This is a genomic window from Streptomyces sp. NPDC002130 (genome assembly GCF_040296465.1).
Lineage (GTDB): Bacteria > Actinomycetota > Actinomycetes > Streptomycetales > Streptomycetaceae > Streptomyces.
Genome location: NZ_JBEOXI010000110.1, coordinates 1 through 26,116 on the forward strand (window position 1 = coordinate 1; position 26,116 = coordinate 26,116).

A 26,116-nucleotide genomic window follows, 5' to 3' on the forward strand; every position below is an offset into this window, starting at 1 on the left:
CCGTCCCTGCGCGACGATCAGGCAGCGGTCGGCGAGCGCCACGATCTCCTCGGGGGGAAGGTGATCACCTCGGCGGCCAGCGCTGATTTGAGGCGTCCGTGACGGTTGGCGTCGACGAGGTTGATCAACGATTTGTCGTGGTAGCGGCCTCCGAGCAGGTATCCGGCGAGCACCGGCGAGGAGCCGATGGGGTCAGCTTCAACCAAGAGCGTGTTGCTACTCGGTGAATTCAAGGCCAGAGCTAATGCTGTCGTGGAGACCCCTGGCGCCCCGGATGCAGAGATGAGTGCGAGATACATCGATAGTCACCGCACTCGGTTGTCGAGGACGATGGACACGCGCTTCGTCGCGGCACGCGCCGCGACCCAATTCGCTTCAGCTTCCGGGACCAGCAGATTGAGAGTGGTTTCGCCCGCTTCCGCGATAACGGTCATCGAGTAGACCTGCGCCTTCGTGTTGACGGGTCCTGTGACGGGCGGATCGTCGCCCTCGCGGGGTGTGTCTACGACGCGGATCATGTCTCCGGGGACAATCGCTTCCGACGGTAGGTGTGGGTATCCCACGGTGATGCCGACCATCGTCAGGCCTTCCCCGGGTACTACCTGGTCGGTGACAGCTGCAGGCATCAATACGGATCCGGCCGGCAGACGCGTGCCGGCGCTCATGCCGATGACACGGCCGCGTTCACCTGCTGAGAGCGCACCCAGGTCCGCGTCGACGTTGACGGTCTTCACCGTGAGGTCCTTCGACTCGATGACTTGACCCTGTTGGACGTCGCGGGCGAGCACGAGGACATCCGTGGTGGCGCGCATAGCACTCACAGCGGCGAGCATCCCGATCACAGCGACGACGACAAGGGCAATGCCCACGGCCAAGTAGATCGGGCGTCGACGAACACGCGCACGGGTAGTCAGATCAGGTGGGCCATCCGGGTCTGCGCCGTTATGTGCTGGTGGTTTGTCACCGGACGAGCGGATGGAATCGATCTTTTTGGTCAGTAGGGATGCCATGTGTGGTGGTCCTTCACAGTGGACGAGTGGACGAGGTGGGCAGGTCGTACGGGGACAGTAGGACGGGACCTGGACTGGCTGGCGTCAACTGCGCTGCGGAACGGTTTGCTGCGGCTTTTCGGTGGCCGTAGGTTCGCCACAATTATTGTCAATCTTGGTGACAAATCTAAAAGCCAATCTGGGTGGCATATTAGAAGGGTTGCGGCATGGTGTCTAGCGATGGACGGACCAACCCGATGAGCCGCAACGTCCTGCGCGGCTTCGATAAAAAAGCATTCGCAGTTGCTCGCAAGGCAGCTGGCATGTCTCGTGGCGATCTCGCCCGCCTGGCTGACACGACGGCCGCGACCATCCACAATTGGGAGATCGGAGCCACGTCTCCTCAGATCGATTTCCTGGCCAGGGCTGCGAAAGTGTTGAACATCGAGATCGGCGATGTCGTCGTCACGGATCCTGAGCAGCGTTATCTGAGCGACTATCGGTGCTTGGTCGGACTTACCCAACCCCAGCTCGGCAAAGTGTGCGGGCTGACGACCACGACGATCACGCGCATCGAACGCGGTGAGATCGCCCTCACCGACAAAATCGCGGCCGCATTGACCGCAGCGTTGGGGATTTCTGAGGCGCAGGTGAAACGCGCGTATCTGAAGGCCAAGCATCGCCCGCCTGGAACGCCTGCCTGAGTCTCGCCGTACACGTGGCATGGCTATCCCCCTCTGGAGCAAACTCCGAGGTTCTCCCCGCCCCGGTGCCAGCTCGTTCTCCCTGCTGTTTCACTCTCCTGCCTGCCACGCAGCTGAGAGTCTTCTGTGAAACAGGACAGCAGGTTACCCGAATTCACTCAGTGCACTATCGAGCGGTGTCAGCATCGCGTACAGCGAATCCCAGTCCACGCTCGAGGTTTTCGCGGTGATGAGTCTGGCAGCCACTTGGTCGAATGCGACTCGGAGTTCGTGAAGCTCGGCACGTGCCTGCGCATCGACATCCACGACGATGAGCTGACCACGCCGAACGCGTTCGACAAGACCTTCACTTGTCAACCGCTGCAATGCTTCTCGGATGGGAGTCCGGCTCACACCGAGCTCGTCGGCGATCTGCTCCTCGGTCAAGCGGGTTCCGCCACTGAATTCACCGGTGGTGATCTGTTGCCGGAGATACAGATATACACGTTCGCGTGCACTGACAGGATCGCCGCTACGGCTCACGATCATGCTGTCCAACGGGCTCACAGGGTCGTCCTCGCTTTCGACAGTGCTGCCCGGCAAGCGTTGGTGGCGCGCTGCATGAATGTTCCGGACATCACGTTCATACCTGCCGACAGCGCAGTGCTCTGCAAGGCGCTCACCCGATTGTTCAGATCGAAGAACTGGTTGCCCGGAGATACGAGAGCCGAGAAGTCGAACACGAACGGCGACTCCTCGGAGGCGTCCGTCTCACCCCACGTGGTCGTATTGACCAGCAACGACGGCGTGCCCGGGCCGAGCAGCGCGGAGACGTCAGCAGGTGCTGCGAACTCGGCGTCGAATCGCTGCGCCCACACCACTGCAGCGTCGAGATTGCGGGCACTGCCGATCAGTCGCACACCCGGCCACGCCCGGCGGCACGCCAACGCTACCGAGTTCGACGAACCGCCGGACCCGAGAATCAGAATCGACGACGGTGTCCGGCCACCCATCAGCGTTTCCATCGCCGCCTGAGATGCCCAACTGTTGGTGTTGACTCCAACCTCGCCCCTCGACTCACGAACTATCGTGTCGACGACACCGGTTCGCACGGCGGACGGAGTTGACATCGCCAAATACGTTGCGACCGACTGCTTCCACGGACTGAGAACGAGCGCGAGTGTCCACGCAGGATTCGCCAGTAGCGCCTCGGGATTGTCGAATGGCAGTGTCCCATCCAGTTCGACGCCGTAGTCCGCCAGCGCATCGAGGAGCAGTCGACCTTTCAACGCATGCGCCGCTGTGGTGCCTATCCCGGCGATCGCAGCGGGGTCGGTAGACGGTGAACCGGTGGACCCACCATGTACTTCGTCGACGCAACGCTCAACCGCGGCACGGATAGTGGCGGAACCGGTATCTCCGAGCAGTGTTGCCTGTATGTCGCTCACGCGCTCTCCTCGTCTGTTGTGCTGGATTGTCATTGTTCGCGGATCGGCAAGTCAGCGCACGGAATCGGCAGGCGTTCGCGCCGGCTGGACCTGACGGCCGCGGGGTGCGCCGACCACTTCTCCCTTCTCGTAGACAAGGCCGCCGCGCAGGTACGTCGCGACAACACTGCCGGTGAGCGCCCAACCGTCGTACGGAGTGACGTTGTGCTTGGAGTGGAGCGAGTTCTGGTCGAGAACAACCTCGGCTCCGGCGTCGACGAGGACGAAATCGGCATCGAAGCCGGGCGCGATCTGACCTTTGTTCGCCATCGACCAGCGCTGCGCCGGAGTGTAGGAGCACAGGCGGACGATGTCTTCGACGGTCAGCTTTCCCTGCGCAGCGGCGGTGAGCATCAACGGAAGCATCGTTTCCACGCCGATGAATCCGCCGTACGCCTTCCACACATCTGTCTCGGCCTGCTCGTCGACGGTGTGCGGGGCATGATCGGTGGCAATGATGTCGACGTCCCCGCGGTCGATCCCGTCCCACAATGCGGCCACGTCGGAGGCCGGGCGAATCGGCGGGTTGAGCTTGATCAAGTTCCCGTAGGTGTCGTAGGCATCCGCGTCGAGGAACAGGTGCGAGACAAGTGCTTCGACACTGACCCGATGCCCCTGCGCACGCAGATCCATCACCCGCTGGAGTCCGACGGCCGTCGATAGGTGATGGATGTGCAGTTTGGTCTTCGCTTCGGTTGCCATCGTGATGATGCGAGTAATGGCCTCGACCTCGACGAAGGCGGGCCGGCCTTCGAGGTGTGCGCGCGGATCCTTACGACCGGACGCTTGGAGGCGGTCACCGAACATGCGCAGCAGGTGATCGTTCTCCGCGTGCACGCCCACGACAAGATCGGCGGCAGCGGCAGCTTCGAGTCCACGGAAGATCGCGGCGTCGTTGGGGCAGCGGTTGTCACCCGTCGTCTGACCCATGAACAGTTTGAGTCCCATGGCGCCCAGCTCCGCCATGTCCGCGATCTCGTCGGAGTTGGCGTGATCGAGCATCCCGTAGAGCCCGAAGTCCACGTACGCCTTGTTCTTCACCAGGTCCAGCTTCTGCCGGTATCGCTCGGCCGTCGCGACGGGGGGTTTGGTGTTGGGCATGTCGACGACGGTCGTGACGCCGCCCGCAGCTGCAGCCGACGTGCCGCTCGCGAAGTCTTCCTTTTCGGTCATTCCGGGCTCGCGCAGATGGACGTGCATGTCCACCAATCCTGGGAGAACGAGCAACCCCGTCGCGTCGATGGTCGGCACTCCCGGGGCGAGGAGATTGTCGCCGACTGCGAGGATGCGCCCATCGGCGACCGCGATGTCCTGGCGGCGGCGACCGTCGTGGGAGATAACGGTTCCGCCGGTGACGACGAGGTCCGGGGTTGTGGGAGAGGACATTTCAGGGCCTTTCGGTTGCGAAAACAGTGTGTTGGACAAGGGAGTGCTCTATGCCAGCGCCAGGTCTGGATTTTCTTCGTGGACTTCGCGAATGGGCCCGAGGTCGAACAGGTCGTCAACAGAGAGGTTCAGGCCGCCGGCTGCGATGGCTTCGATGTTCGCTGTGACCTCGATCTGGCCGAGGAAGTCACGTCCGAAGCCGTCGAGGCCGCGTTGGTCCCCCGATGTATGTACGCACAGTGCGTCCACGTATACCGGTCACGACCTCGTAGTGAATGGTGTCGAGTACGTCGGCCCAGGCCTGCGCGTTGGGTTCGCCGTGATCGCCGTTGCCGAAGAAGATCGCGGTGTCGCCTTCGCGAACTCCGTCACCGTCCGGACCCAGGTCCACCAATACCTGGTCCATGCAGATTCGCCCGACGGCCCGGCGACGCTTACCGCCCAACTGCACTTCGAACTTGCCACTCAGTGAGCGACACAAACCGTCGGCGTAGCCGACGGGAAGCAGCGCAAGAGTGGTGTCGTGCGGTGCGACCCACTGATGCCCGTAGGAGACGCCCTCTCCGGCGGCCACCTTCTTCACCAGAATCACCTTCGCTCGCAGCGTCATCGCCGGTCGTAAACCGAAATCTCCGAGTTCGGGCACCGGAGACAATCCATATATCGCAATTCCGGGCCGAACCATGTCAAATTGCAGGTGCCCGAGGCGTTCGCGGCGGGACAGGTGCGTCCCTCGCCGGACGCCCACGCACGCCGCCCACGCGGGCCCACCCGCACGCCACGACACCCAGGGGGACACGCATGACCGGCATCGCCGCCACCGCACGGGCCCAGCTCGACGACGCCCGGGTCTACCTCTGCACCGACGCGCGCAAGCGACAGGGCGACCTCGGGGACTTCCTCGACGCCGTGCTGACCGGCGGGGTCGACATCGTGCAGTTGCGGGACAAGGGCATGGAGGCCGCCGAGGAACTGGAGCACCTGGCCGTCTTCGCCGACGCCTGTGCCCGGCACGGAAAGCTCCTCGCGGTCAACGACCGTGCGGACGTCGCCCACGCCGCCGGCTCCGACGTCCTGCACCTCGGCCAGGGCGACCTCCCGGTCCCCGCGGCCCGTGCGCTCCTCGGCGACGACGTCCTGATCGGCCGTTCCACCCACGCCGCGTCCGAGGCCGAAGCGGCCGCCGTCCAGCAGGGCGTGGACTACTTCTGCACCGGCCCGTGCTGGCCGACGCCCACCAAGCCCGGCCGTCACGCCCCCGGCCTGGACCTCGTCCGCCACACCGCCGCCCTCGGCACCGACCGCCCCTGGTTCGCCATCGGCGGCATCGACCTCGGCAATCTCGACCAGGTCCTGGAGGCGGGCGCCCGGCGCGTCGTCGTCGTCCGGGCGATCACCGAGGCGGACGACCCCGCGGCCGCGGCGGCCGAGTTCGCGAAGCGGCTGCGGGAGGCGTAGTTCCGCCGACTTGTCCAAGGGATGGACAACAAGTGGACAATTCGGGCAAAAGTCGGCCCCCGGTTGGGGGACCGACCGCCCCTGGCTAACCTGCCGGTATGGCCCTCGGCACCGCATCCATCAGGTCGGACCACGCCCGCACCGTGCGCGACATGCTCGCAGCCGGCAAGACGACGTACTCGTTCGAGTTCTACGCCCCCAAGACCCCGAAGGGCGAACGGAACCTGTGGAACGCGCTGCGCCGGGTCGAGGCCGTGGCGCCCGACTTCGTCTCCGTGACCTACGGCGCGGGCGGTTCCACCCGCGCGGGCACGGTCAAGGCGACCGAGGCGATCGCCTCCGACACCACCCTCACCCCGATCGCCCACCTCACCGCGGTCGACCACTCGGTGGCCGACCTGCGCAACATCATCGGCCAGTACGCCGACGCCGGCATCCGCAACATGCTGGCCCTGCGCGGTGACCCGCCCGGCGACCCGATGGGCGAGTGGGTGCCGCACCCCCGGGGCCTGGCCTATGCCGCCGAACTCGTCGAGCTGATCAAGGCCTCCGGCGACTTCTGCGTGGGCGTCGCCGCCTTCCCGGCGATGCACCCCCGCTCGTGCGACTGGGACACCGACGTCCGCCACTTCGTCGACAAGTGCCGAGCGGGCGCGGACTACGCCATCACGCAGATGTTCTTCCAGCCCGAGGACTACCTCCGGCTGCGTGACCGGGTCTCGGCCGCCGGCTGCGACACTCCGATCATCCCCGAGATCATGCCGATCGCGAGCGTGAAGACGCTGGAACGGATCGGATCCCTCACCAACGCCACGTTCCCGGACGCCCTGAAAGAGCGGATCCTCACAGCAAAAGACGATCCGGCCGCTGTACGCTCCATTGGGATCGAATTCGCCACGGAGTTCTGTGCGCGGCTGCTCGCCGAGGGCGTGCCCGGCTTGCACTTCATCACGCTCAACAACTCCACCGCGACACTGGAGATCTACGAGAATCTGGGTCTGCACCACTCACCGCAGGCCTAGACCGTTCGCACCGGTATACGACACACTGCGTAGCGGCCACTGTGAGAGGGGCGTACATGGGCTGGGCGGTCCTCTACATCGCGTTCGGCATCGTCGCGCTGTGGCTGCTGGGCGAGGTGCTGCTGCAGTACAAGGCGCGGCTGCGCTGGCGGCTGCTGGCCTTCGCCGGGTTCCTCGGTGTCGTCGTCGGCGTCCTGATCCCGTCGGTCGTCGTGATCGGCCTCGGCGCGGCCGCCTTCGCGGTCGGGCAGACCTACGTCACCCTGTCGTTCCGCAGCGGCTTCGCGGCCGGCTGGGCGATGAACGCGCCCGCGCTGGGCGGCAGCAAGCGCCGCCGCGGTGAGCGCGGCCGCCAGGAGCCCACCCTGGAGGTTTCCGGCCTGGAGGCCGAGGGCGGCTACGACGACGAGGCCGGCGCCTACCGCGGCGACCCCGCCCCCCACGGCCAGGACGACGACTACGACCGGGACGACGTCTTCACCCCCGCCCGACCCCTCCACCAGCCGACGTCCGCCGAGACCACCGCTGTTTACGAGCCGCAGCCCATGCCCGAGGACACCGGCTCGTACGGCGTCTACGACCACGGGTACCAGTCGGGGGAACAGCAGTCCCACGACCAGTACGCGGCCCAGGCCGCCGACCAGTCCTACGCCTACGACTACTCCGGCTACGGCCAGCAGCAGGGCTACGACGCCGGTCAGCAGCAGTACGCCGCCTACTCCGACCCGTACATCGGCTCGTCGAACTACGGCCAGGGCACGTACGACAACACGTACGGCGACCAGCAGTACTACGGCCAGCAGAGCTACGGCCAGGACCAGTACTCCGGCACCTACGGCGGCGACAGCCCGCCCGGCGGGGTGTGGGTCCCGCAGCAGCGCAACACCGACGAGTACGGGCAGGAACTGCCGCCGGAGCAGCCGTACCCGTACCAGGGCGGCGGGCAGCAGCCGCAGGGGAACGGGTACGACGAGCAGTACCGTTTCTGAGGCCCTGGCCCTGCCGGGGCGCTGTGCTCACTGCGAGCCGCGGAACTCCGGTCCCTCCACGATCAGTCCCGCCACCAGAGCGCCCGACATGCCCGCGTGCGGCAGCCCGCCGCCGGGGTGAGCCCAGCCGCCCACGGTGAACAGACCCGGCACCCGCGTGGTGTTGGACGGGTGCAGCAGTCGTCCGCCGCCCGCCGCCAGGGCCGGCACGGGCACCGCGCCACCCTCCGCGCCCGTCGTGTCCGCGATGTCGGCCGGGGTGCGCACCTCGTGCCAGAGGAGGCGGCCACGCAGGCCCGGTACGGAGCGTTCAGCGGCGGTGATCATGTGGTCGGCGAGGTCGTCGGGAGCCCGGCCGGGCCCCGCGGGCACCACCGTCGTCAGCGTGACCGCCTCGTGGTCCGCCGGGGCGGTGCCCGGGTCGTCGGGCCGTAGCACCGTGACCGTGGGACGGGGATCTACGGCCGCCGTGCCGAACAGGGCCTCCAACTCCGCCTCGCGGTCCTGGGAGTGCACCACCGTGCGGTGTGCCGTGCCCTCGGGGCGAGAGCCACGCAGGGCCAGCAGCAGGGTCAGCCGGGACGCCGCAGCCGGCTGCGACGGCACTTCGCCGTCGCCCCGCACGACGGTGCCCGCCGTCAACCGGGCCAGCGCCCCGGGCGTGACACCGGCCACCACCAAGTCCGCCTCCGCGACCGACCCGCCGGCGAGTTCCACCCCCGACGCCCGGCCGTCCTTCTCCAGCACACCGGTGACAGCGGCGCCGAAGTGGAACTCGACCCTCCGGGCCAGACACCGCTCGTACACCGCCCGCGCCAGCTCGCGCAGGCCACCGCGCACGTACCAGGTGCCGAAGGCGTGCTCCAGGTACGGCAGAACGGCCGCGCTAGCCGGCGTGACCCGGGGGTCCAGACCGTGGCCGAGGGCATGACTCTCCAGGAGGGCCGCGAGCCGGGGGTCGCGCAGCTCCCAGGCGCCGATCTCGGCGAGTGTGCCGGCCCGGCGGGTGCGCAGCAGTCGCTTGTGGGGCACCGACGGATAGGGCTCGCGCTCGGCCAGCACCTGCCAGTTCGGCCACAGCGGCTCCTCCAGCAGCGGCCGGCGGGTCCGGTCCCAGGCCTCGCGGGCCCGGACCAGGAAATCGCCCCAGCGCTTCCCCGCGTCCGCGCCGAGCGCCTCGTCCAGGGCGGCGACGACGCCCGCGCGCGAGGCGTTCGGCAGCGACACCTCGGTGCCGTCCGCGAACACGTGCCGTGCCGACGGGTCGACCTGGACCAGCTCTACACAGGACTCCAGCGGCTCCTTGCCGGTCTTGACGAACAGGTCGCGGTAGACGGCGGGCAGCGGCAGCAGGGCGGGGCCGGTGTCGAAGGAGAACCCGTCGCGCTCGAAGCGGCGCAGGGCTCCGCCGTAGGTGTCCGTCCGCTCGTACACCGCCACCCGGTGGCCCGCGACGGCCAGCCGGGCGGCAGCCGTCAGCGCGCCCATCCCGGCGCCGATCACCGCAATCCGTGCCATGCCAGGGACTTTATCGGCCCCCACCGACAGCCCCGGCCCGCGGCCTGCGAGTACGCGCGCGGAGGCGGTCGTCATCAGGCGGCGACGGAGCGGCGTGAGGCCCTGTGCGCAGGACTGAGTACGCATACCTAGCCGGGCAGTTGAGTACGCGCGCGGATGGGGGACGACCTGCGCGGACGAGAGAGTGGAGCCACGGAGAGGGGCACGGCTCCGGCACCGGCGACACGGGGCGCCGGAACGGAGCCGGCCCGCGATCCGCTCCTTCCGCCGGCGGTGTCGGCGGGAGCGAGACACGGGGGAGATCCGGGGGAACCGGAAGAAACCGGGGGACGACCGAACGGGGGTCCTGCGGGGGGACGCACGGGGGAGCAGGAGAAGGAAAACGGGGGAGTGGGGAAGGCGCCGGTTCGAGGTGGCCCGCGGGGGACGCGGCCACAGCGGACCGGCGCTTTCGCACGGTCGCCGCAGGGGCGGTCAGCGGCAGCCGCTCACCCGCCCCTGGAGCAGCCGCGACAGGGCCGCGTGGACGTCGTCCAGGGAACGCTCCGGCTGGAACGACTTCCAGTCGAGCGCGGCGACCAGGACCATGCCGACCAGTGCCGCCGCCGTCAGCGGCACGTCGATCTCCTCGCTGAACTCGCCGTTGCCGACGCCCTCGCGCAGGACGTCCTCCACGACCGCGACGGCCTGCTGCCGGACCACCATCAGCGTCGACTGCCAGGCCCGGTTGGTGCGCCACAGCTCGGCGACGTACAGCTGGGTGAAGGCCGGGTAGCGGTCGATGAATACCAGCCCCGCGCGGATCATCGCGTCCAGGGCGTCGACCTTGCCGCCGCCCTCCCGCGCGGTCCGCTCGGCCGCCTCCCGCAGGGAGGCGGTCAGCAGACCCACCCCGTGCCGCAGCAGTTCCTCGAAGAGGACGGACTTGCTCGCGAAGTTGTAGTAGACCGTGCCCTTCGCGACCCCGGCACGCTCGGCGATCTCGTCCACGGTCGTGGCGGAGAACCCCTGCTCGGCGATGAGCGTGACGGCCGCCTCGTAGAGCTTCTGCCGGGTGGCCTCGCGGCGCGTGCTGCCGCCCGACGCGGCACTGCTGCTTTCCATGGCCCTGATTGTCACAGGAACCTTTCCCGGGGAGGCGACGGTGGGGTTCACAGGCTCAGCTCCGGGTGCAGCCGGTCCAGCGTCCACACCTGGCGCCGGCGGGCCGCCACGGCGGTCAGCGCGAGGGCACCGGCGGTGAACGCCGTCAGCACCACGCACGCGTGCCACACCGGTTCGAGTCCACCGCCCGTGATGAGCCGCCTGAGTGCCTCGACGACGTAGCTCATCGGGAGGAACGGGTGGAGCGCGTTGAAGAACCCGGGGCTGGTCTGCACGGGGTACGTGCCGCCCGCCGAGGTCAGCTGGAGCATCAGCAGCGCGAGCACGAGGATCCGGCCCGCCGCCCCGAAGCGCGCGTTCAGCCACTGCACGATCGCCGCGAAGCACGCCGTCACCAGGAACAGGAAGCCCACCGTCCCGGCCGCCCGGGCCATCTCCAGGCCGACCGCCCAGTGCAGCACCGACATCAGCGCCACCGTCTGCAGCACCCCGATCGCCACCACCGGCAGCCAGCCCGACAGCGCGATCCGCCACGCCGGGGCTCCCGCCGCCAGCGCCCGCCGGTTCATGGGCGCGATCAGCATGTACGCCACCATCGCACCCACCCACAGGGACAGCGGGATGAAGTACGGCGCGAAGCCGGTGCCGTAGTTGGGCGCCTTGTGCAGATCCTGGGAGGCGAGCCGCACGGGGTCGGCCATGACCTCGGTGCGCCGGTCGCGGTCCTGCTCGTTGTAGTCCGGGATCTTCTCCGCCCCGTCGTGCAGGCCGCCGGCGAGCTTCCCGGAGCCGTCGACGAGCTTGAAGATGCCGCCGTTGAGGTCGTCCGCGCCCGTCTTGAGTTTGCCGATGCCCTTGTCCAGGCCGACGGCCCCGGTCTTCGCCGTGCCGATCCCCTTGTGCAGCTTCTTCGCACCGGCGGCGACCTCGGCCGCCCCGTCGTTCAGGGCGTTGATCTTCTTGACGGCGTCGGTGAGGTCCTCGGAGAGGTGCGGTGCGCGGTTCGCGAGGGCCTGGGACTGCTTCTGGAGGGTGGCGAGGTTCTTGTCGAGCTTGTCGAGGTCGCCGTCGTGGTCCGCGATCAGCGTGTTGAGGTCGTCCGCGATGGTGGTCACGTCGGCGGCCGCGTCCTTGGCCTTCTTCAGGTCGGAGCAGGCCGGGTCGGGCAGGACGGGATCGTCGCAGCGCCTGGCGTAGACGTCGTTCAGCGTGCCGGAGGCCGCCCGGGCGCCCTTGGCGGCGGTCGGGGCCGTCTTCACCAGGGTGTCCAGGTGCTTGCGGATCACCCCGGAGGAGTCGGCCACCAGCTGGGCGGTGTCCCCGATGGTCTTCTCGTTGCCCTTGAGGAAGGGGCCGACCTTGTCGGCGGTGCCGTTGACCCGGTCGGCGAGCTTCTGGGTGCCCTCCGCGACCCGCTTCGAGCCGTCCTCAAGGTCGCCCGCGCCCGTGTGGAGCTTCTTCAGGCCGGTGGCGAGCTTGCCGCTGCCGCCCTTGGCGTCCTTCAGGCCGTCGGCGAGGTCCTTGGAGCCCTTCTCGGCTTTGCCGATACCCCCGTTGAGCCGCTCGGCGCCCTTCGCCGCCTTCACGGTCTTGCCGTGTATGTCGGAGAACGACACGAAGATCTTGTCCAGGAAGGACCGGGACGTCTTCGTGGACGCCGCCTGCCGCACCTCGCTGAAGACCGTGCGGGAGATCTGGCCGACGATGTAGTTGTTCGCGTCGTTCGTGCGCACCTGGAGGGCGCCGGTCTCCGGGCTGTTGCCGGAGCTGGAGGCGATCCGCTCGCTGAAGTCGGCGGGCAGGGTGAGCGAGAGGTAGTAGCTGCCGTCCTCGACGCCCCTGCGGGCCTCGGCGGCGCTCACCTCCTGCCAGTCGAAGGTCTTGCTGTCACGCAGGCCCTTCGTGATGTCGTCGCCCGCCGTGATCTTCTTCCCGTCGGCGGTCGCCCCCTTGTCGTCGTTCACGAGCGCGACCGGAATCCGGTCCAGACGGCCGTACGGGTCCCAGAACGACCACAGGTACAGCGCACCGTACAGCAGCGGCAGCACCAGCAGCGCGACCAACGCGGCGCGCGGCAGCTTCCCCCGCCCGAAGCGGCGCAGCTCAAGCGCGGCCAGTCTCGGCGATCGCATCGGCCTTCTCCTCTCCTTGGTCCGCCTGGTCCGCCTGGTCTGCCTGGTCTGCCTGGTCTGCCTGGTCTGCCTGGTCTGCCTGGTCTGCCTTCTCGGTCTCGTCCGGCTGATCAGCCTCGCCCGCCTGGACGTGTTCGTCCGGCTCGTCGTCCCCGGCGGCCGGGTCTTCATGGCTCTGTGCGGTGCAGACCCTGATGGCACCCTCGGGCGCCTCGCCGAACACCGCCACGACCGTCGTCCCGGCGGCGGCCAGGGACCTGAGCAGCGACCGGACCTCTTCCCGCTCACCCTCCGAGAGCTTGAGGTCGGCGTCGTCGACGCCGAGCAGCCGCGGCCCGCCGACGAGGGCGAGCGCGATCGACAGCCGCAGCGCCTCCAGGCGCTCCAGGTCCCGAACGGCCGTGCGCGGCCCCTTGGGCAGGGTCTCCAGATCGAGCCCGGCCGCCTCCAGCGCGGCGTCGACGCGCTGTTCGGCCTCGGCCGCCCGCTCGCCGCGGGGCCGCAGCAGTCCGCGCAGCGATGCGCCGAACCGCCGCTGGAGCAGCGCCCGTTCCCGCAGGTGCTCGCCGACGGTCAGCGCCGGGTCGAGGTCGGTGACCCCCGGGACGTGGGCCAGCGCGCTGATGCCGCGCACGGCCGCCATCTGCTTCGGCAGCTTCGCGTCGCCCACGGCGGCCGTGCCCTCCGAGACCTTCATCCGCCCCGTCAGCGCGAGCAGCAGGCAGGTCCGGCCGGACCCGGACGGGCCCTCGACCGCGACGAGCGCACCCGGCTCGGCCTCGACGGAGATCCCGCGGACCGCCCACCCCCGTGGCCCCTTGATTCCGAGGCCGTCGGCGGCGATCCGCACCCCTCCCGCCTGTTCCCCCACGAGTCTCCCCTGAATTTGAACTGACTGGTCAGTGCAAAAGCTACTCCGAACCTACGAGCGAAGCAAAACAGCAGGTCAGAACGGATTGTCAGTGCCATACCTCACGATGGGTCACATACGGCACTCCGTGACCGGACGTGCCGTCAACCAGACGACAGGAGGTTCGTCATGGCCAGCTATCACGCAGCAGCCGCCCGCCGGCGCCGCGCCACCGGCCCTGCCCCCTCACTGACCGGCCCGGCGAGCGATGTGCACCCCGTCCTCCGCCGGGCCACGGCCCCGCCCGCCGCCCTCGACCTGCTCGCCCAGGCCCGCGCCAGCCTCGACGAGGCCACATCCCTGGAGACACCGAACGAGCGCTACTCGCGGGCCCACCTCGCCGCCCTGCGCACCGCCGCGGCGGTGCTCGCCGCCCGGGGCCGCCCGGAGACCTCGCCCCGGGCCCGGGCGAAGATCCGGAGCGCCTGGGAAGTGCTCCCCGAGATCGCACCCGAACTGGCCGAGTGGAGCGCGCTGTTCGCCTCGGGCGCCAGGCGCCGCGCCCGCGCCGACGCAGGCATCCAGGGCGCGGCCACCGGCCGGGACGCCGACGACCTGATACGCGACGTGGCGATGTTCCTGCGCCTCGTCGAGCGGATGCTGGTCCTCCAGCCGGTCCTCCCACAGCCCCGCCCGGACCACGACCAGCCGGAGGGCCCCGGAGCGGGGAGTGACATGCCGGACGCGGGCTGACCGCGGCCCGGGCCCGCCCGACCCGCGGTGCATCCCGGCACCGGGGCATCCGGACGCCGCGGCCGAGGCAATAGGGTGGGGGACGCCTGAAGTCTTCCCTCCCCGTGGCCGGGGCCGGGGGAGACGCCCCGTTCGCGCCGCCGTGCAAGAGGCGGTGCCGCGCCGAGGAGTCAACTGCCGTGTCGGACCCGATGCGCCCCCGCGCCTCACTCCGTACCGCCGTGGTCTGGGAGGTCCTCAAGGACGCCCTGGACCGCCGGGTCAAGGCCGCGGGTCGGGAATCGCTGGACGTCCTCGACACCGGAGGCGGCAGCGGCAACTTCGCGGTGCCCGTCGCCCGCCTCGGCCACCGGGTCACCGTCGTCGACCCCAGCCCCAACGCCCTGTTCGCCCTGGAGCGCCGGGCCGCCGAAGCCGGCGTGGCCGACCGGGTCAAGGGCGTCCAGGGCGACGCCCACGGCCTCTTCGACGTGGCCGAGCGCGGTGGCTACGACGTGGTGCTGTGCCACGGCGTCCTGGAATACGTGGACGACCCGGCCGAGGGCGTCCGCAACGCGGTGGCCGCCCTGCGCCCGGAGGGCGTCCTCAGCCTGCTCGCCGCGGGACTCGGTGGTGCCGTGCTCTCCCGCGCCCTCGCCGGGCACTTCAAGGAGGCCCGGCAGGCGCTCGACGACCCGAACGGACGATGGGGCGCGGGTGACCCGGTACCGCGCCGCTTCACCACCGAGCAGCTCACGGACCTGGTCGAGGGAGCGGGCCTGCGCGTCGGTGCCGTGCACGGCGTCCGGGTCTTCGCCGACCTCGTGCCCGGCGTCCTCGTGGACACCGAGCCCGGAGCCCTGGAAGCGCTGCTGAAGCTGGAGGAGGCCGCCGCCGAGCTCCCCGCGTTCCACTCGGTGGCCACGCAGCTCCACGTCCTGGGTGAGACCGGTGGGGCCGCTGAAACTGGTGGGACCGGCGGGACGGGCGAGACCGATGGGGCCGTCGAGGCCTGAGCCTCCTCATGAGGCACCACCGCTGATCAGCGCCTTGGCTGCGCATGGAGTACGCCACAGGCCCCCCGAATGGGGACGGCGCGCCGTATGATCGAGGGAGACCGTTCCGGCATGACGGGTCGGCCGCCGGGGAATGCAAGCCTCAGCGAGCCGGACGCCCATGGCGGGTTCCGGTTGGTCAATTGGCGCAGAGGGGCGGGTTTCACGGGGGCGATTCCCTGCCTATCCTGAAGGGACCCCCCGGGTCGCCCCGGCGACTGCACGATGAGGAGGACTCCGTGCCGCTCTCGGAGCACGAGCAGCGCATGCTCGAGCAAATGGAGCGAGCGCTGTACGCCGAAGATCCCAAGTTCGCGACAGCGCTTGAGGGAAGCGGGCTGCGCACGTACACCCGGCGACGGGTCTACCAGGCGGTCGCGGGCTTCCTCGTAGGTATCGCGCTCCTCATGGCTGGAATGGTCGCCAAGCAGGTCTGGCTCAGCGTCGTGGGCTTCCTCGTCATGCTGGGCTGTGCGGTGCTCGCCGTGACCGGCTGGCGCAAGGCCCCCAAGCCGGGTGAGCAGGCGTCCGGTGCCGCCGGACACCGGAGGAGATCGACGACGGTGTCTCCCTCCTCACGGAGCTCGGGCAGTTCGGCCCCGGCGGCCGGGCGCTGTACGACCCGTGCCCCGGCGACCCGGCCCGCTGGGACTGGGGCGGCGACAGCCCCTGACGGCCCGCCACTCGGGCGGGTGAAGACACCACCGCGACGGAACCCACGCCGGGCGCCCGGGTGTAGTGCCGTACATGCACCCGATCAATGAGGCGCACGTGAGTGAGCCAGGCCTGCTCGTCGTCGATGTCGCGGCCGCCGACGACGCCACCGCTCTGACCTTCCAGCAGCTGCTGGCCGAACGGTGGGCAACGGCCACAGCGGAGCAGACGACGCGGGACGCCGGTCAACCCGGCGTACGGCTGCGCTGCTACCCGGACCTGAACCAGCTGCTCGACTCGTAGCGTGTGCCGCGGGGGCTCTTCAGCTACTTCTTCCGGATGCTGCCGCTGGAGATCCAGTGGACCAGGATCGCGGCCGTGTGCACGGCCGTTTCCGCAGCCTCCAGGGTCACGGGGGCGCTGGTTGGTCCTCCCTCGTGGCGGTCCCGCTGTCCGTACCAGAGCAGGCTGATCATCGCGACGACCGCGTCAATGTCTGCGGGCGCCCCCGTCTTGTCGGCGATGACCATCTCGTACTTGTGCCGTCCCTGATCCAGATGGGCGCGCACCTTGCCGAGGGTGGGCTCCGGTGCGTTGGGCAGGAAGAGCGGGTTCGCTACGGCCTCGACGGCCTTGATGGCACGCGAGTAGGCGGCGCTCGGGTCGGGCTTGATTCCGTACGCCTCAGTGAACGCCGCACGGAGATGATCGGCCGCCGTCTCTGCCTTCGAAGCCCCAGCTTCGACGGCCTTGTCGTAGGTGGCGTGGAGCGTCTCGTCAATCCGGCGCTCGCCCTCGCGCAGGATGCCTTCCAGATGGCGGGCGATGGAAGCTGCCGTTTGGAGGTGGTTCCAGCGTGCCCCCTGCAACGCCTGCTGCATGCAGCTCAGCGTCGCGTCGATGATCTCCAGTCGGAGCATCGGATTTTTAGGGTCGTCGAGTGTGGCCAGCTCTGCATAGGGGTCGCGACTCTTGAGGATCCGGGAGGGCAGCTTCAGCCGCACTGCCACGGGGGTCGCCATGTCGTACGTGCGCAGGACCTCGTACAGCCATTCACGGATGGGCACCTCGAGGTGGTCCGGCACGCCCTCCGTCCACAGGGGCTCTGGCTCGGTCTTCCCCGCCAGACGGTCGGTCAGCCGTCTCCATGTGCTTGTCACAGCAGCGACTGTGGGGAGTCCTCGATGAGAACACGACCGACTTGTTCCTAGGGCCGAATGCCGGGAACATCAGGTCCACCCCTAGTGGTACTTCGTTACGTCGGGTGATCTTGCCTGGTTGTGGGCATGTTCCCGGGTATGAGGTTGGGGGAAGTGGAACGGCTCCGGGGTGAGTTACGGAGTTCGTGGCCGATGTGTTCGGGTCGTTGCCGCGGCGGGATCAGCGGCGGTGGGGTGGGTGTTATCTGCGGGGTCTGATGCTGGACGGCCGACGGTAGTCGATCCAGCCGATGGCCGAGCGTCTGCCAGAGGGGAACATGCAGGCCCTGCAGCAGTTCGTGAATCAGTCGCCGTGGGATCCGCTGCCGGTCCGGCAGCGGATCGCCGGGCGGCTGTCCGAGGCGATCATGCCCGAGGTGTGGGTGATCGACGATGTGTCGTTCCCCAAGTGCGGCACCGCGTCGGTGGGAGTGGCCCGTCAGTACTGCGGAGCGGTCGGGAAACGGGCGAACTGCCTGTGCTGTCGCCGGGTTTCACCGGGCAGCAGTGCGCGTCGTCATCGGTGGTGATCCTGTGAGGTGCCACCCGATGGCCTTCGCACATTCCGTTCCGCTTAGGCTTTCCGCTGGCCCGCGCCGCGCCTGGTGGCTGCGGGATGTCTAGGAGGTGGAAGGCCGATGCCCGAGCAGGCTTCGGCATCCGAGGAGGGCGCTACTGACAAGCGCCTGCATCTGGTGCCCGACGAGGTCGTCGAGGTCGGGCGGATGGAGGCGGTGCGCCGCTACGACATCCTCGACACCCCGCCCGACGGCGCGTTCGACCGGGTGGCTGCGCTGGCAGCCCGCCTGTTCGACGTCCCCGTGGCGACGGTGACGATCGTGGACGAGGACCGGATCTGGTTCAAGGCCGCGCACGGCCTGGACGGGGTCAGCGAGATCGGCCGGGACCCGGGCCTGTGCGGCTCCGCGGTCCTGCGGGACGATGCGCTGGTGATTCCCGACACTCTGCTCGACGACGTCGCCTGCGGCAACCCGCTGGTCACCGGGCCGCTCGGCGTGCGGTTCTACGCCGCCGCGCCGATCACCACGACGGACGGGCACAAGTTGGGCACGGTGAACGTCTTGGATACCAAGCCCCGCTCCATCACCTCCGAACAGACTGCCACCCTGACCGATCTGGCGGCGATCGTGATGGACGAGATGGAGCTGCGCCTGTCCGCGCTGCGCACCGTGCGCCAGGAGCAGCGGGCCGCCGAGGCTGAGCGGGCGGCCCGGGAGCAGGCGGAGAGGGACAAGGCGGCGATTGCCTCCTTCGCCTCCACCTTGCAGCGCACTCTGCTGCCGCCGGCGCTGCCGACGGTGCCCGGCCTGGAGCTGGCCTGTCACTACCACACCGCGTCCGTGCACGACGTGGGCGGTGACTTCTACGACGTCTTCCCCCTGCCCGCCGGGAAGTGGGGATTGTTCCTGGGGGACGTATGCGGCAAGGGCGCTGAGGCGGCCACTATCACCTCCCTGGCCCGCTACACCCTGCGGGCCTCCGCCCAGCACACGGACGATCCCGTCGCGGTACTTGAGGCCCTGAACAGCGCCCTGCTGGCCGATGTGTGGGCGGGCAGCCGGTTCTGCACAGCTTTCTTCGCCACCCTCACCCCTGATGCGGCCGGGGGCTTCACCGTGGAGCTGGCCACCGGTGGGCACCCCCCGGCCTACCACCTCAGCCCCGCCCCGCCCGAAGCCGGGGCCGCCACGCACACGCGGGTGGAAGGGGTCAGTCCCAAGGGCGGCATGCTCATCGGGGCCTTTCCCGGCGCCCGCTTCGCCTCCACCACCCTCCACCTCGCCCCAGGTCAGGCCCTGCTCCTCTACACCGACGGCCTGACCGAAGCACACACCAGCACCGGCACCATGCTCGGTGACGAGGGCCTGACCGCCTTCCTCACCGCTCGTCCCGCCTCGTGTGGGGCGGCGCAGTTGGTCCAGGACACCGTCGGTCTGCTGGACGCCCTGCCCGAGGGCGCGAGTGACGACGTCGCCCTGCTGGCTCTGTCGGTTCCCGCTCCCGACCAGGCCGCCGCCGCAACGGGGGCCGGATTCACCGCCCACACCACCGCCGCGCCCGACGGGGAGGAGCACTGACCGCCATGACCGACGACATCGAGCTGACCTTGACCGCCACCCCCGGTCCCGCGGCGGTCGCCACCGTCACCGGCGAGATCGACCTGCATACCGCACCCGGCTTGCGTACCTGCGCGCTGGAGCTGATCGACCAGGGCCACCACCACTTGATCCTGGACCTGTCGGGGGTGGGCTTTTGTGACTCCGCCGGCCTCAGCGCCCTGATCGGCATCTGGCACGGCGCCCAGGATGCGGGCGGCTCCCTGGCCCTGGCCGCCGTCCCCGACCGGCTGATGCGCATGCTCGCCCTCACCGGAGTGGACAGCCTCCTGCCCCATTACCCGAGCACCGCCGACGCGCTCAGCGCCCACCAGGGCGCCCCCGACGCGGCCTGAACCGTTCCTTCGCCAGCCTCTCGCGTCGCTCCCCTGGCGGCAAAGCCCGGCCTGCGCGGTGTACAACGAACGGCCAGGCGCCCCACCGCTGGCGCTTGTTTGCCCATACGTCCGCGGCCTGCTGCAGCCGACCGGCATTCGGGTAGGGGGGCGGCCTTCTTCGGATGGAGCTGCCGGATCCCTGCGGCCGGCTTCCCGACAGCAGAGGACCTGTATGAAGACGTGCCAGATAGCGTCATTACGGTCACGGCGACGGTGTTCGCCCCGGAACAGCCGGAACGCCGTGGCCGCCGTCGAGTGGCTGGCAGTGGGCAAGGAGCTGACGGTGCACGGCAGGGACGGCGCTGACGCGCAGGGTGTAGCCCTGACCGCGCCGTACGGTCGCCCCCTGGTCGAGCACCACCCGCTCGCGTCGTCCAGCTCGGTAGTGCGGAGGAAGTCGGCGACCTTGCCCGGCATGTCTAGGCCCTGTTCTCGTATAGCTATGGCCAACGGAGATGCGCTGTGTGACGGGGTGCCGGTAAGAACCGCGTCACCAGCCGCAAAGGGTGGTGATCAGTCCTTGGAGGGTGATCTTCCTGGGCTGGGCGGCTCGTACACTGACGAAAATGGAGGACCACACGGCCACCGGGATCGGTGCACGTCCGGCGCCCGTCTTGCGGGAGTACGTCGACTCGTATGTCGGCTTCGACCTCCGCGGGCTCCCGGCGGGGGTGCACTGCGGCCCGCCGAGCCGCGCGCTCACTGCGGTGATCAGCCTGTCAGATCCTTTGGAGGTGGCGGCGGGCGTTGACGACGGGTCACCGGTCACCCGATTCGGCAGCGTGGCCGGCGGTCTGATGTGCCGGTCCGTCGCGATTCACCACGACGGACGCCAGCAAGGTGTTCAGGTATCGCTGACACCTCTCGGGGCCCGGGCCATCTACGGCATGCCGTCCGCCGAGCTCGCCCACCGACTGGTCCCACTTGACGAGCTTCTCGGAGCGCTTGCCGTCGAGCTGGTCGACCGGCTCCGATCGGCGACAACATGGGCGGCGCGGTTCACCGCGCTGGACGAATTGCTCCTCCGAGCTGTCGGTCGTGGCGCCTGCGGCGACCATGTGCGTTGGGTGCGCCCCGAGGTAGCCGAGGCATGGCGCCGCCTCGTCGCCGCGCGGGGTTGCGTCCAGGTTGGTGCGGTCGCCGCGGAACTCGGCTGGAGCCGTCGGTACCTCACCGAGCGGTTTCGCGGTGAGGTGGGCCTGTCGCCAAAGACCTTCGCCCGAGTCTTGCGCTTCGAGCACGCGCACGAACTGGCGGCGGCGCAGGACCCGCTCCCGTGGGGCGATGTGGCAACCGTCTCTGGCTATGCCGACCAGGCCCATCTCGTTCGGGACTGGCGCGAGTTCACGGGCCGATCGCCGACGGCCTGGCGTCGCAGCGAAGTCCTCCTCGGAGCCGGGTAGCCGCCAACCGTCTGCCCTTCGCGTCGGCTTCTCTTCCCTTTTCTTCAAGACCGCCCGATCGCTGTCGTGGACGATCGTCGGCATGAGACTCGTCAACCACGAACGCAATGCCATGGACCTGCGGACCACCCCCGTGCACCTCGGACTGGGATCGAGAGCGAAACCCGTCGAGGGTTTCACCTGGGACCCGGAGGTGCTCCAGGCCTACAGCGCCGCGGTCGCGGCAGACGGCGCCGAGGGCTGGATGGTGATGATCTTCGACGGCGACGGGCTCGGCGACCATTGGGAGAACCACCCTGCAGGCGACGAACTGGTCGTTTGCCTCAGCGGGTCCGTGACGGTCACTCGCGACGTGGACGGGGTGCCCGACCGCGTTCTGCTCGGGCCGGGCGAGGCCACCATCAACCCGGCCGGGGTATGGCACGTGGTCGACATGGAGGGTCCGACGTCCATCCTGGCCATCACTGCGACCCTCGGCACCGACCACCGTCCTCGGACCGACACCCGCCCGACCGAACGCGTCGGCACGCTCAGCCCGGAGGAAGCGCCGTGACGACACGCATCGCGTGCCTCGGCGACAGCCTCACCCGCGCGCAGTTCAGCGTCGACTACCTGGATCTTCTCCGGCGACGCCGCCCTCCCGGTGACGTGCAGCTTGCCCGTTTCGGCGCCAACGGCGACTTCGCCTACAACCTCTTGCAGCGCCTCGATGCTGTCGTCACGAACCCACCCGATGTGATCACCGTGTTGATCGGGACCAACGACGCCCGAGCGAGCCTTGCCGGCTACCCCGTCGAGCAGGCTATGAAGCGCAAACAGCTCCCCGCTCGCCCGTCGGCCGGCTGGTTCCAACAGTGCCTGGGAGCCGTCGTCGCACGGCTGCGAGCGGAGACCGACGCGACGATCGGTCTGCTGTCGCTACCGGTACTCGGCCAACAACTCGACGGAGCAGCGGCACAGGCATCTCAGGCGTACAGCCGGATGATCGCCGAGGTCGCCGCCACCAACGAGGTGGCCTACCTTCCGCTCCACGAACGCCAGATCGAGGAACTGCGCCAAGCGGACCCGCCGCCGATTTCATACCGGGAGGTGACGCCCGCAGCGGCCGTCGGCGTCCTCGTCCAGCACGCAGTGCTGCGCCGTAGCCTCGACACGATCTCGCGGCGGCGAGGTCTCGTGCTCACGACTGACCACATCCACCAGAACAGCCGCGGCGCCACCCTTATCGCTGAGGTCATCGACGCCGGTCTGCTGCCCCAGAGCGCGTAGCTGGTTCCGGCGCCCGGCCAGTCGGATGCCATCTACCGCGCAGAGGTGGCATCCGAACCAGGCGGTCAACGCCTACGACATCCGGCTCGTCTGGCTGCGTGACCACCGCGAGGGCACCCGGGTCACGGTCCCGTGGCGGCTGCTGTCGTCGACCGCGACCCCATTCGGCGAGCCGGTGGCTCTGTCGATGACGAGCTCGGTTACGAAGCCACCGCAAGATCACCCAGAAGGACATCGAGGACATACTCAGCAGCCGCACGGGAGAACAAGCCCGTTCGCTCCACGCAAGCCTGCGATCGCTCTTCCGCGCAATGAAACGCGAGCGCGTGATCTTCCGCGATCCAGCCCGCGGTGTCTCCGTCGCCACCGTCAACGCACCCCGGCGCATCCCGTCGGACCGGCTCGTGGGTCTGCTGGACAAGGCACCGACCGCGATGGCGAAGGTCGTCGTTGCTTTGGTGGCCATCCACGCGCTGGGGCCACAGGAGATCCGTCATCAGCTCCTGACCGGCCTCGACCGTCCGGCAGGGCGCTTGGTCGTCCGCCGCCGCTTCGGTGATCACGTCGTCTATCTCGACGAACTGACCATGAAGCTCCTGAGCGACTGGCTTCGCGCACGGGCTGAGCGCTGACCCCGCAGCACCAATCCGCACCTGATCGTCACGCAGGTCACCGCGGTCGACCCCAACGGCCCTCCGGTGTCCAAGGACGGGCTGCGGTTGGTGTTCAGAAGCTCGGTATCCAGCCCCGGAGGCTCCGCATCGACCGGCTGCTCGATGAGGCACACGAAACTGCCGACCCCGTGCACCTGATGCGCGTCTTCGGGATCTCCGACACACGACCGCACTGAAGTACGTCAGAGCAGCCCACCCTCACCGATTCGGGCCAGAGCCCACCCAAGCCTGATCGGCAGTCCCGAACCCGGGGTACAGCCGATATACGCACCAAAGGGGCGATGAGTGGATCTTGATGCGACTTCGCACGTGGTCAGCACAGTGAAGCCGCAGTAAATGTGTACACCTCGCCCTGGCGGCCGGATTGCCCCGCCGCAGGTCGCGGTGATCACGGCAGGGGTTCCGTCGCAGTAAATCCGGTACTTACTGCCGGCATCTCTCACCGCAACCCTGAGCATTACGCAGTGGTACACGCCACCTGGCCGTAGTTATACGAGAACACGGCCAGAACGGAAGGCGCCTGCCGGTACTCGGCAACGGCGGGACGGGGGCCGCAACCTGCGCCCGTAGCCAGCGCTTTTCTCCCGGCCCTCGGACGAGCAACACACGGCGTCTTACCGATTGGCACCGAGCTGCTGCCCGAAACCATCGACATCCAGCACGGGCAGTGCCTCCCGAACTGCCCGAGAAACGCTGCTCCTCGTCGGCATTGTGCCCAGAGGAGCAAATCAATCGCGTCCGGTGATGCGAGAGGCCGGCCTGGTCACGTGGTGGACCGGGGCCCCGCGGCGCGGCGCAGCTGGCGATCGCCAGTCCCAGCCCCTCCTCCACCGGCAAGGAGGCGACGATGAGGTCGCACCCCCGCTGGTCGAATTCGCGCAGGAAGCTGTACAGCTCGCGCGCGTAGCCGGCCAGGGACGCTGGGACCTCCACCATGGCGTGCGCCTTCACCGGGGTGTCGGCGAGGGACGGGGGGAAGAAGGACGCCGACCTGGTGGCCCTGCTCCTGCGCGAACTGTGCTTCCTCGACGACCTTCTCCTGCTCGACCAGGATGACCCGCGCAGACGGCGCGTAGTGCGACGGGTGCTGACCCGGCACCCGGACATGGCTCGTGGACGGGACCTCGATCGGGCACTGCAGCACCGCTTCGAGGTCCTCGCGGGTCACTCCGCCGGGCCGGAGGATGGCCGGGGTCTCGCCTGTGACGTCGACGATGGTCGACTCGACGCCGACGCCGCAGGGACCGCCGTCCAGGATGAAGTCGACGGCATCGCCGAGCTCCGCCCGGACGTGGTCAGCCGTGGTGGGGCTGACCGAGCCGAAGCGGTTGGCGGACGGGGCGGTGACACCTCCGCCGAAGGCCGAGAGCAGCGCGAGGGCGACGGGATGGTCGGGCACGCGCACGGCCACCGTCTCCAGGCCACCCGTGGCTTCCAGGGGCACCCGGCGGCCGCGCCGCAGGACCAGCGTGAGCGGCCCTGGCCAGAAGTGCTCGGCCAGCAGGCGCGCCGTCTCGGGCACGTCCTGGACCCAGTCGCCCAGATGCTGTGCGCCGCCGATATGGACGATCAGCGGGTGGGACGGTGGACGTCGCTTGACTTGGAAGATGCGCGAGACGGCAGCGGGATCCTCGGCGTTGGCGCCCAGTCCGTAGACAGCCAAAATCTCGCCGGAGCTCAGATGCCGAGGGCCTCGAGCAGTGCGCGCACCACGCGGTCGACACCGCCCGGGCCGGTCAGCAGGGCCTTGTCGCCCCTGTTGGTGAGGAACCCGCACTCGGCGATGAAGGCTCGCGGGTTGCCGGCCTCGACAGCTTTTCGGGTGCCGTAATACTTTGCCAGGTTCTCGGTGTAATTGTCCTTCCGGAACCCGCCCGACCAGCCGTGCCGCTCGTAGGCGTGTTTCCATGCCTGCGCGAGAGACTGGCCCGCGGCGTTGCGGTAGCCGACGCTCGCCCCCCGCGCGTCCGGACGGGTCGACCCGTCGCAGTGGAAGGCGACGAACGCGTCGCCGGCGTACTGCTCCAAGGGCTCGTCGGCCTTGATGACCCGCAGGCGCCAATACTCCCGGCCCGGCGGGCCGGGCCTCTCGAGTTCCTCGACGCAGGCATCGGCCACCGCCTTCACGAACGCCTGTTCCCCTGGCGTGCCGGTGGCACCCGAGGTGCGGAAACAATGGCCCATCTGCACCACGAGGATCCGAACGGCCGGCCCTTCCTCCTCGTCCTGCGGCCAGGGCGGGGCATCGGACTCCTCGGCAGTGGCGTGGACGGGAGAGTCCGCGGCGTCGGGGAGGGACTGGTCGTTCTCCGGGCCGCCTTCGGCCTCGGAGCCGGGTTCGTGTTCATGAGTCACAGGAGACTCCCAGTGAGATGACCTCTTCCGCGGCGGTGTACCGGGAACGGCCGGTGCTTCGAGGAGTTCACTCCCGCACCCGCGCCGTCGGGCCCGCCGGGCCCGGAGAGACTGTTCGCCCATGGCCGCCGGTCAGGCCTGCCGGGCATGGCAGGCCTTCCCGATCACCGTCGCACCGGCCGCCCCGCCCCGCAACACGGTGCCGCCGAGGCGTCCTGTCCGCCCCAGGCGCCACGCCGCTGTCAGCCCAGCTGTTCCGCGCCGTGCCGGGGACGGGTCACCTCTGCCGGGCCGTCGACGAGGTCCACCGAGGCGTACGGCCTCCGGTCGAGGTAGACGTCCACGCGTTCGGTGTTGGCCGCCCGCACCCGAAGCCTCAGGGAACCGTCGGGGGAGACGGCCTCTTCTTCAGCCTCGGTGAGCTCGCGGTCGAGCTCCTGGTGAAGCTCACGCCAAGCCGCGGCAACGTCGCCTGGCCATGCGGACTTCAGTGAGCTCTTTCAGCGCTGACGCTCCAGGGTGAGGACGGCTGCGGCGATTGACGACCGGCGGTTCGGGCTGCAGCGGGCTCTGCGGAAGATCCGCCAGGACTTCAGCCTTGCGACACCTCGTTCGACTGGTGCTCGTGCTGCTGACAGTGCT

General features: G+C 69.0%; 25 protein-coding genes and 4 pseudogenes. 15 read left to right on the plus strand and 14 right to left on the minus strand.

The genetic code is table 11. The annotated features are described in order from the left end of the window. Positions 1-17: 17 nt before the first annotated feature. Entirely contained in the window at positions 18-206 is a 189-nt protein-coding gene (locus tag ABT116_RS21450) for a hypothetical protein (protein ID WP_351636303.1), read from the minus strand. Positions 207-305: 99 nt separating this feature from the next. Further along, entirely contained in the window at positions 306-1,010 is a 705-nt protein-coding gene (locus ABT116_RS21455) for an SAF domain-containing protein (RefSeq protein ID WP_003944215.1), read from the minus strand. A gap of 236 nt (positions 1,011-1,246) precedes the next feature. Here ABT116_RS21455 and ABT116_RS21460 point away from each other — a divergent pair, with 236 nt between their 5' ends. Further along, complete coding sequence (locus tag ABT116_RS21460) at positions 1,247-1,693, plus strand: helix-turn-helix transcriptional regulator (protein WP_003944235.1); 447 nt, start codon at positions 1,247-1,249, stop codon at positions 1,691-1,693. Between the two features lie 144 nt (positions 1,694-1,837). Here the strand turns inward: ABT116_RS21460 and ABT116_RS21465 are convergent, their stop codons facing one another. The 4 genes from ABT116_RS21465 to ABT116_RS21480 all read right to left on the minus strand — a co-directional run bounded on the left by ABT116_RS21465 (position 1,838) and on the right by ABT116_RS21480 (position 5,191). Beyond that, the gene (locus tag ABT116_RS21465) at positions 1,838-2,239 is read right to left on the minus strand and encodes a GntR family transcriptional regulator (protein ID WP_351636310.1); all 402 of its coding nucleotides are present in this window, start codon (positions 2,237-2,239) and stop codon (positions 1,838-1,840) included. Further along, entirely contained in the window at positions 2,236-3,120 is an 885-nt protein-coding gene (locus ABT116_RS21470) for a hypothetical protein (RefSeq protein WP_209923409.1), read from the minus strand. The genes ABT116_RS21465 and ABT116_RS21470 overlap by 4 nt, the downstream gene beginning before the upstream one ends. A gap of 51 nt (positions 3,121-3,171) precedes the next feature. Continuing rightward, complete coding sequence (gene allB, locus ABT116_RS21475; protein WP_351636314.1) at positions 3,172-4,584, minus strand: allantoinase AllB; 1,413 nt, start codon at positions 4,582-4,584, stop codon at positions 3,172-3,174. 148 nt (positions 4,585-4,732) lie between these two features. Further along, positions 4,733-5,191: an alanine racemase C-terminal domain-containing protein gene (locus tag ABT116_RS21480; protein WP_351636317.1), complete on the minus strand. Its 459-nt coding sequence runs from the start codon at positions 5,189-5,191 to the stop codon at positions 4,733-4,735. A 155-nt stretch (positions 5,192-5,346) separates the two neighbouring features. Between ABT116_RS21480 and thiE the strand changes: the two genes are divergently transcribed. The 3 genes from thiE (at position 5,347) to ABT116_RS21495 (ending at position 8,014) form a co-directional block, all read left to right on the plus strand. Further along, positions 5,347-6,003, plus strand: coding sequence for a thiamine phosphate synthase (gene thiE / locus ABT116_RS21485; RefSeq protein WP_351636320.1), 657 nt, complete (start codon positions 5,347-5,349; stop codon positions 6,001-6,003). 98 nt (positions 6,004-6,101) lie between these two features. Further along, positions 6,102-7,025, plus strand: coding sequence for a methylenetetrahydrofolate reductase [NAD(P)H] (gene metF / locus ABT116_RS21490; RefSeq protein ID WP_351636323.1), 924 nt, complete (start codon positions 6,102-6,104; stop codon positions 7,023-7,025). Between the two features lie 56 nt (positions 7,026-7,081). Beyond that, complete coding sequence (locus ABT116_RS21495) at positions 7,082-8,014, plus strand: SCO2102 family sporulation regulator (RefSeq protein ID WP_351636326.1); 933 nt, start codon at positions 7,082-7,084, stop codon at positions 8,012-8,014. Positions 8,015-8,041: 27 nt separating this feature from the next. On the opposite strand, the gene ABT116_RS21500 is transcribed toward ABT116_RS21495, so the two are convergent. The 4 genes from ABT116_RS21500 to ABT116_RS21515 all read right to left on the minus strand — a co-directional run bounded on the left by ABT116_RS21500 (position 8,042) and on the right by ABT116_RS21515 (position 13,639). Further along, a complete protein-coding gene (locus ABT116_RS21500; protein WP_351636330.1) occupies positions 8,042-9,532 on the minus strand; it encodes a phytoene desaturase family protein in 1,491 nt (496 codons plus the stop codon). Positions 9,533-10,006: 474 nt separating this feature from the next. Then, positions 10,007-10,636, minus strand: coding sequence for a TetR/AcrR family transcriptional regulator (locus tag ABT116_RS21505; RefSeq protein WP_351636334.1), 630 nt, complete (start codon positions 10,634-10,636; stop codon positions 10,007-10,009). Between the two features lie 47 nt (positions 10,637-10,683). Further along, complete coding sequence (locus ABT116_RS21510) at positions 10,684-12,768, minus strand: YhgE/Pip family protein (RefSeq protein WP_351636340.1); 2,085 nt, start codon at positions 12,766-12,768, stop codon at positions 10,684-10,686. Beyond that, a complete protein-coding gene (locus ABT116_RS21515) occupies positions 12,740-13,639 on the minus strand; it encodes an ATP-binding cassette domain-containing protein (RefSeq protein WP_351636344.1) in 900 nt (299 codons plus the stop codon). The genes ABT116_RS21510 and ABT116_RS21515 overlap by 29 nt, the downstream gene beginning before the upstream one ends. Before the next feature lie 168 nt (positions 13,640-13,807). Between ABT116_RS21515 and ABT116_RS21520 the strand changes: the two genes are divergently transcribed. The 4 genes and pseudogenes from ABT116_RS21520 to ABT116_RS21535 all read left to right on the plus strand — a co-directional run bounded on the left by ABT116_RS21520 (position 13,808) and on the right by ABT116_RS21535 (position 16,362). Further along, positions 13,808-14,371, plus strand: coding sequence for an SAV_6107 family HEPN domain-containing protein (locus ABT116_RS21520; RefSeq protein ID WP_351636346.1), 564 nt, complete (start codon positions 13,808-13,810; stop codon positions 14,369-14,371). A 179-nt stretch (positions 14,372-14,550) separates the two neighbouring features. After that, positions 14,551-15,366 carry a methyltransferase gene (locus ABT116_RS21525; protein WP_351636348.1) on the plus strand — a complete coding sequence of 272 codons (816 nt, stop codon included), beginning with the start codon at positions 14,551-14,553 and terminating at the stop codon, positions 15,364-15,366. Between the two features lie 278 nt (positions 15,367-15,644). Next, a pseudogene (locus tag ABT116_RS21530) lies at positions 15,645-15,941 on the plus strand (SCO2097 family morphological protein); the annotation flags it as partial. 235 nt (positions 15,942-16,176) lie between these two features. Beyond that, positions 16,177-16,362 (plus strand): DUF6207 family protein, encoded by a 186-nt coding sequence (locus ABT116_RS21535; RefSeq protein ID WP_351636350.1) that lies wholly within the window; start codon positions 16,177-16,179, stop codon positions 16,360-16,362. Between the two features lie 23 nt (positions 16,363-16,385). Here ABT116_RS21535 and ABT116_RS21540 read toward each other — a convergent pair whose 3' ends face one another. Next, a complete protein-coding gene (locus ABT116_RS21540) occupies positions 16,386-17,219 on the minus strand; it encodes a hypothetical protein (RefSeq protein WP_351636352.1) in 834 nt (277 codons plus the stop codon). Between the two features lie 138 nt (positions 17,220-17,357). On the opposite strand from ABT116_RS21540, the pseudogene ABT116_RS21545 reads away from it, so the two are divergent. From ABT116_RS21545 to ABT116_RS21575, 7 genes and pseudogenes are all read left to right on the plus strand, one after another. Beyond that, a pseudogene (locus tag ABT116_RS21545) lies at positions 17,358-17,734 on the plus strand (transposase); the annotation flags it as partial. A gap of 162 nt (positions 17,735-17,896) precedes the next feature. Next, positions 17,897-19,357: a PP2C family protein-serine/threonine phosphatase gene (locus ABT116_RS21550; RefSeq protein ID WP_351636354.1), complete on the plus strand. Its 1,461-nt coding sequence runs from the start codon at positions 17,897-17,899 to the stop codon at positions 19,355-19,357. A gap of 5 nt (positions 19,358-19,362) precedes the next feature. Beyond that, positions 19,363-19,731, plus strand: coding sequence for an STAS domain-containing protein (locus tag ABT116_RS21555; protein WP_351636357.1), 369 nt, complete (start codon positions 19,363-19,365; stop codon positions 19,729-19,731). Between the two features lie 608 nt (positions 19,732-20,339). Then, positions 20,340-21,176: an AraC family transcriptional regulator gene (locus ABT116_RS21560; protein WP_351636361.1), complete on the plus strand. Its 837-nt coding sequence runs from the start codon at positions 20,340-20,342 to the stop codon at positions 21,174-21,176. 82 nt (positions 21,177-21,258) lie between these two features. Beyond that, positions 21,259-21,729: a cupin domain-containing protein gene (locus ABT116_RS21565; RefSeq protein WP_351636364.1), complete on the plus strand. Its 471-nt coding sequence runs from the start codon at positions 21,259-21,261 to the stop codon at positions 21,727-21,729. Continuing rightward, positions 21,726-22,445, plus strand: a complete 720-nt coding sequence (locus ABT116_RS21570) for an SGNH/GDSL hydrolase family protein (protein WP_351636367.1) — start codon at positions 21,726-21,728, stop codon at positions 22,443-22,445. The genes ABT116_RS21565 and ABT116_RS21570 overlap by 4 nt, the downstream gene beginning before the upstream one ends. A gap of 311 nt (positions 22,446-22,756) precedes the next feature. Then, complete coding sequence (locus ABT116_RS21575; RefSeq protein WP_351636370.1) at positions 22,757-23,077, plus strand: hypothetical protein; 321 nt, start codon at positions 22,757-22,759, stop codon at positions 23,075-23,077. Positions 23,078-23,882: 805 nt separating this feature from the next. Here the strand turns inward: ABT116_RS21575 and ABT116_RS21580 are convergent. The 3 genes and pseudogenes from ABT116_RS21580 to ABT116_RS21590 all read right to left on the minus strand — a co-directional run. Continuing rightward, positions 23,883-24,800, minus strand: a pseudogene (locus ABT116_RS21580) (L-threonylcarbamoyladenylate synthase). Beyond that, positions 24,797-25,474, minus strand: a complete 678-nt coding sequence (locus tag ABT116_RS21585) for an N-acetylmuramoyl-L-alanine amidase (RefSeq protein ID WP_351636372.1) — start codon at positions 25,472-25,474, stop codon at positions 24,797-24,799. The pseudogene ABT116_RS21580 and the gene ABT116_RS21585 overlap by 4 nt, the downstream one beginning before the upstream one ends. Before the next feature lie 500 nt (positions 25,475-25,974). Then, positions 25,975-26,116 (minus strand): annotated as a pseudogene (locus ABT116_RS21590) (IS5/IS1182 family transposase); the annotation flags it as partial.